The organism is Ferrovum sp. (assembly GCF_027317285.1).
GTDB lineage: Bacteria > Pseudomonadota > Gammaproteobacteria > Burkholderiales > Ferrovaceae > Ferrovum.
Genome location: NZ_DAHVHV010000087.1, coordinates 1 through 4,402, shown reverse-complemented (window position 1 = coordinate 4,402; position 4,402 = coordinate 1). Strand labels below are relative to the sequence as shown.

The following is a 4,402-nucleotide window of genomic DNA, read 5'->3' as shown; positions in this document are numbered from 1 at the left end:
GTCGAAGGCACTCCCCTGCTAAGGGAGCATGCGGTCAAAAACTGCATCGAGGGTTCGAATCCCTCTCTCTCCGCCAACTCATTGAAAAACCGCTAGAAATAGCGGTTTTTTTATGCCAAAATCAAACCTGATTCAACCTGAAAATCGCATAAAATTCTCCATTTTCAAATTCCAAGTGTCCCTGTTTTGTCCCCGTTTTTCTCATTCTGACTTACTCTAACTCATTGTAACTGTCCCTGTTTTGTCCCAATCGGACAGACCTCGCGCCGCCAACTGTCCCCGATCAGCAGCAACACATCCCTGCGCCATAAATATTTTTCACTAAACAGCCAAAAACACCCCAAATCGACTGATTACACACCCGTGCAATGACATATCTCACGAACAGCCCATCTGGGCTCAGTCGGGTTCACACCCGGCCCGTCGACAACCTGCCCATTATTGTCGGAGTGTGAGGGGGTAAGCGAGAGTGTGTCTGAATGATTTATACGTTTAAATTCAATGAGTTATAGTTGATTTCCTTGAAAAAATGTGAGATGATTGGCCAACCAATTCAGTTCTTCGAGGAAATATGTCTCACGAAAAATTACTTACCCCATTGGCCGTAACCCCCGTTGATGCCTTGGTTTTGCTCGGATGGACTGGAACTCGGGAAAAACTCGGCAAGACAGCATCGAACCTAATATTACGGAACCGATTCCCCGTGCCTATCAGATTGGTGGGAAAGCATAAAAGGGTGTTGATGGTGGACATCGCAAAGGTTACTGGCACAGTTGACACCAGAACTATTGAGCCAAAAATTATCCAGGAGGAAAGCCGAGGTCGTGGTCGCCCAAGAAAAGGGAGCCCATCATGACTGTTGAGGAACTGCTGGAAAGGCTTCAGGGGGTTCGCAAGACCAGCCATGGTCGATGGATGGCCAAGTGTCCGTCTCACGACGATAACAGCCCTTCGTTGAGCGTAACCGGAAACGATGGGAAAATTTTGCTCTATTGTTTTGCGGGATGTGGTGCCCATGAGATCGTTACCGCGGTGGGTTGTCAATGGCCAACAGATTTGACCCACTTTTGGCCATTAATTTTGACCCACCCCAACCCCAGAACCACCGCCTAATTTTTGCCTCAGACGGTAGCTTTCACCACCCAGCATGAATATCTGTGCATGGTGTATCAGTCGATCAACAATTGGTACAGCCACATTTTCATCAATAAAGAAATCACCCCAGCGTGTAAAGTCCTTGTTGGTGGTCAGGATGATTGATCTGAACTCATACATGGCATGGATCAGTTGAAACAGGTTATGGTTGCTCTGTCGGCTCATCGGCAGGTATCCCAATTCGTCGACTACGATTAAATCGTACCGGCACAACTGGGCAATCCTGGCCTTGAGGCGCCCCTTGATCTCGGCCATTTCCAGATCTTCAGTCAATGCCAGAGCAGAACTGAACCACACCCGGTAACCCCGTTCCAGCGCCTTGAGGGCCAACCCCGTAGCCAAATGGGTCTTGCCCACACCCGGCGGACCAATAAATATCAGGTTCTGCCTGTTCTCCACAAACTGGAAGTCCAGCAACTGGGTCACCTGACGCTTGGTAATGGTGGTTTGACACTGATAGTCAAACTCATCCAGCCGTTTCTCAACCTGAATGCCAGCCTTTTTGCGATTGGTTTCGCGACGATGCGCCTCGCGTGAACTCAACTCATGTTCCAGCAGGGTACCTGCCCACTGCAAAGGGGATAACTCCTGGTCATTGGCACGGCTCAGCAGGGAATTCAGTCCCTCACTGGCATGCTTGAGATTCAGGCTGCGCATCATTCTGCCTACATCATCAGTGGAATACATGAGGAACTCCCACCACGCCAGCATAACGGCTCAGGTCACCGGTGCGCGTCACCACATCATTACGCGCCCTACGTGCCATCAATTCGGGGCCAACCTCCAGAAATGTCCGAAATTGGGTCGCCGTCAGGCTGGGTCGATCACATATCCATGCCATCAGTTCTGCCGACACAGGGCCGTGTCGATGCAGTATTTGCAGCAAGCCCACCAACTGATCCTTGTAAATTTCCGGGGAGGTCTCTTTGATCAGGCTCAGTAAGGACGCAGTAGGCACCGGTCGTATGACATCGTCAATGTCCTTCTCCAATTTGGTAATGGTTATTTCCTTGTTGCGGTAGTGATCTCCATTCTTGAGGATGGCCCCCTTGCCCGCATATACTTCATGCCGGGTAATTTCTTCCATGGCCCTGTCCAGTACCACCACATACCCACTCGTTTCACGCACCAGTACTGTTTGGCGTTGGTAGGCCATGGGCACAGAATACTGGTTACCCTTCCAGGAGATCAGTCCCGTGCGGTCCACCTGCCGGGTCACACCCCCGTGGCCATCCGACTGGTCAATTGGAACACAATAGGATTGCAGAGCCTTTGCCTCATCCCGATCAAATCGTACGCGAGGGGCTTCCCCGGTTACCCCATGTTGTCTCTGGTTGGCCACTTCATCCAGCCATTTGGCCAAATCGCCATGCAGATCACCTATCGTCGGAAAGTCTTCTCCGTATAACCCGTCATGCTTGACATACTTGACCCCGGCCTCAACCTTTCCCTTGCTCTCCGGGTCATAACCTTCACAAACACGAATGTTGAAGCGGGCATAGGCGGCGTACTCGGCAAACCTCCGATTCAGTTGCAACTCACGATACTCTTCCCGTATCACCACCAGTTTGGTCTGGTCATACACGCACTCCTTGGGGCAGCCACCAAAGTAGCGGAAGGCCGCATCATGCATCCGGATGAATATCTCTGTATCCACGGGTACCAGAGAGGCCACCACATACATCAGGCGCGAATAGGACAAGACAAACACGGAAAAATACACCGTCGTCTCCACACCCCCAATGCGGACAGTTCGTAACTCGCCCATATCCACCTGGCATTGATGCCCCGGAACCATATCCACGATCGGTTGATAGTAGCGAGGTTGGCGCACACAAACTTGCTCCTTCAGTTCATGCACAAATCGACGCAGCGAACGTTTCGAGCAAACCAAGTCTGGAAATTGAGCCCGCAACTTCCTCTCAACCTTCACCGCGCTCAGATTGGGGTAGGTTTGCAGCAAACTGATGAGGTAGGTCTTGTACCCGTCCAACTTCTTGCATCTCGTTGTCTGGCCTTGAGCCGTGCTGATTTCTTCCACTGGCAGAGCCAGATACTTGCGTATCGTATTTCGGGATACACCCAGTTCACCAGCAATACCCCTGATCGACAGCCCGCGACCTTCATCGTACAGCGCCTTGATTTTATGAATCACAATCCACTCCTTCACAAAAGTACCCCATGTTGTTTGCAATGAGGTAACTCTACAGGGGCTCTATGCCCCTACCAAAGGGTGGGTCATTTTTATTGGCCACAGATGGGTCAGTTTACTTGGCCACTGACAATTTCTCGCTGAACGTCTCGAATTGATCGACACAATCTGTTCTACTGCAGCCGTTCCGGGGTTATTCGAACGGCCATTCGTCCTCGACATCGACCTGGACTACTTTAATACTCAAAGATCAATCTCCCCTGGCGATACTCAAGTTTTCCACGATCTCATTCACAGGGCGGAAGCCATCACAATTGCCCGTGAGACAACTTGCGTCGAAAGTTGCCAACTAGAGGGGGAGGGACTGACAAGTGCGTTTCTTGAGCAAAAAGTGAAGATGCACATTGCCGCCGCGTTGGCCGGGTGAGATCAGGTCAATCTGGTTCAATGATTCGTTCGTCGCCGTGGCTCGCGACAACCCCTTCCGTTTCCTATAAAACACGCGAATCAGTGAGGGGGCAGTTTGCTTTAGTACCTCATTACACCACCATTACCTCAAATCCCAACCCGTATCGGTTGGGATTTTTTTGCCTGGAACGCCACTTGTTGGCGCGGTTTCTCACCTCGCTCTCTTGAGCGCTCAAGAGGTCGCCTCCAGGATTCATGAGGGTTTCAGGCTCATCGGTTATGATCATGAATTGGTCGAGCGCAGGCGACCGAAATAGAAAATGACAACCATGACGCAAAAACCGATCGACTGCGGTGATCGTTGGGTTGCAAGACAGCAAAGTGCCAAGGCGGTCAGTGACGGAAGGCACCAACTAGGGCTAGCAGGCTGCAAAAATTTACGGTACGGAAATTCGCCACAAAAAGGCAAATTCGTAAAACGCGCTACAATCTACTTGCGAGACATCAAGAGGTGACCACTCGGTAAAATGCTGGACGCCCTTTCGTTAATCGAATTTCAACAGCCTTTTAATTTGTCCATGTCGTCCTTCCGCATATTTCTATCCTCCCCGGGCGATTGCACTGAAGAACGCGCCGCCTTGCATGAGATTGCATCGCACCTGAATGCCGACCCGCTTGTTTCATCAT

General features: G+C 50.9%; 3 protein-coding genes. 1 reads left to right on the top strand and 2 read right to left on the bottom strand.

All coding sequences use genetic code 11. The features are described 5' to 3' along the window. Window positions 1–852 precede the first annotated feature (852 nt). Window positions 853–1,113 carry a CHC2 zinc finger domain-containing protein gene (locus M6F29_RS12430; protein WP_366526006.1) on the top strand — a complete coding sequence of 87 codons (261 nt, stop codon included), beginning with the start codon at window positions 853–855 and terminating at the stop codon, window positions 1,111–1,113. Here the strand turns inward: M6F29_RS12430 and istB are convergent. Continuing rightward, window positions 1,075–1,842, bottom strand: coding sequence for an IS21-like element helper ATPase IstB (gene istB / locus M6F29_RS11310; RefSeq protein WP_297487015.1), 768 nt, complete (start codon window positions 1,840–1,842; stop codon window positions 1,075–1,077). The genes M6F29_RS12430 and istB overlap by 39 nt on opposite strands. Then, window positions 1,829–3,310, bottom strand: a complete 1,482-nt coding sequence (gene istA, locus M6F29_RS11305) for an IS21 family transposase (RefSeq protein WP_298159923.1) — start codon at window positions 3,308–3,310, stop codon at window positions 1,829–1,831. The genes istB and istA overlap by 14 nt, the downstream gene beginning before the upstream one ends. Between the last annotated feature and the right edge of the window lie 1,092 nt (window positions 3,311–4,402).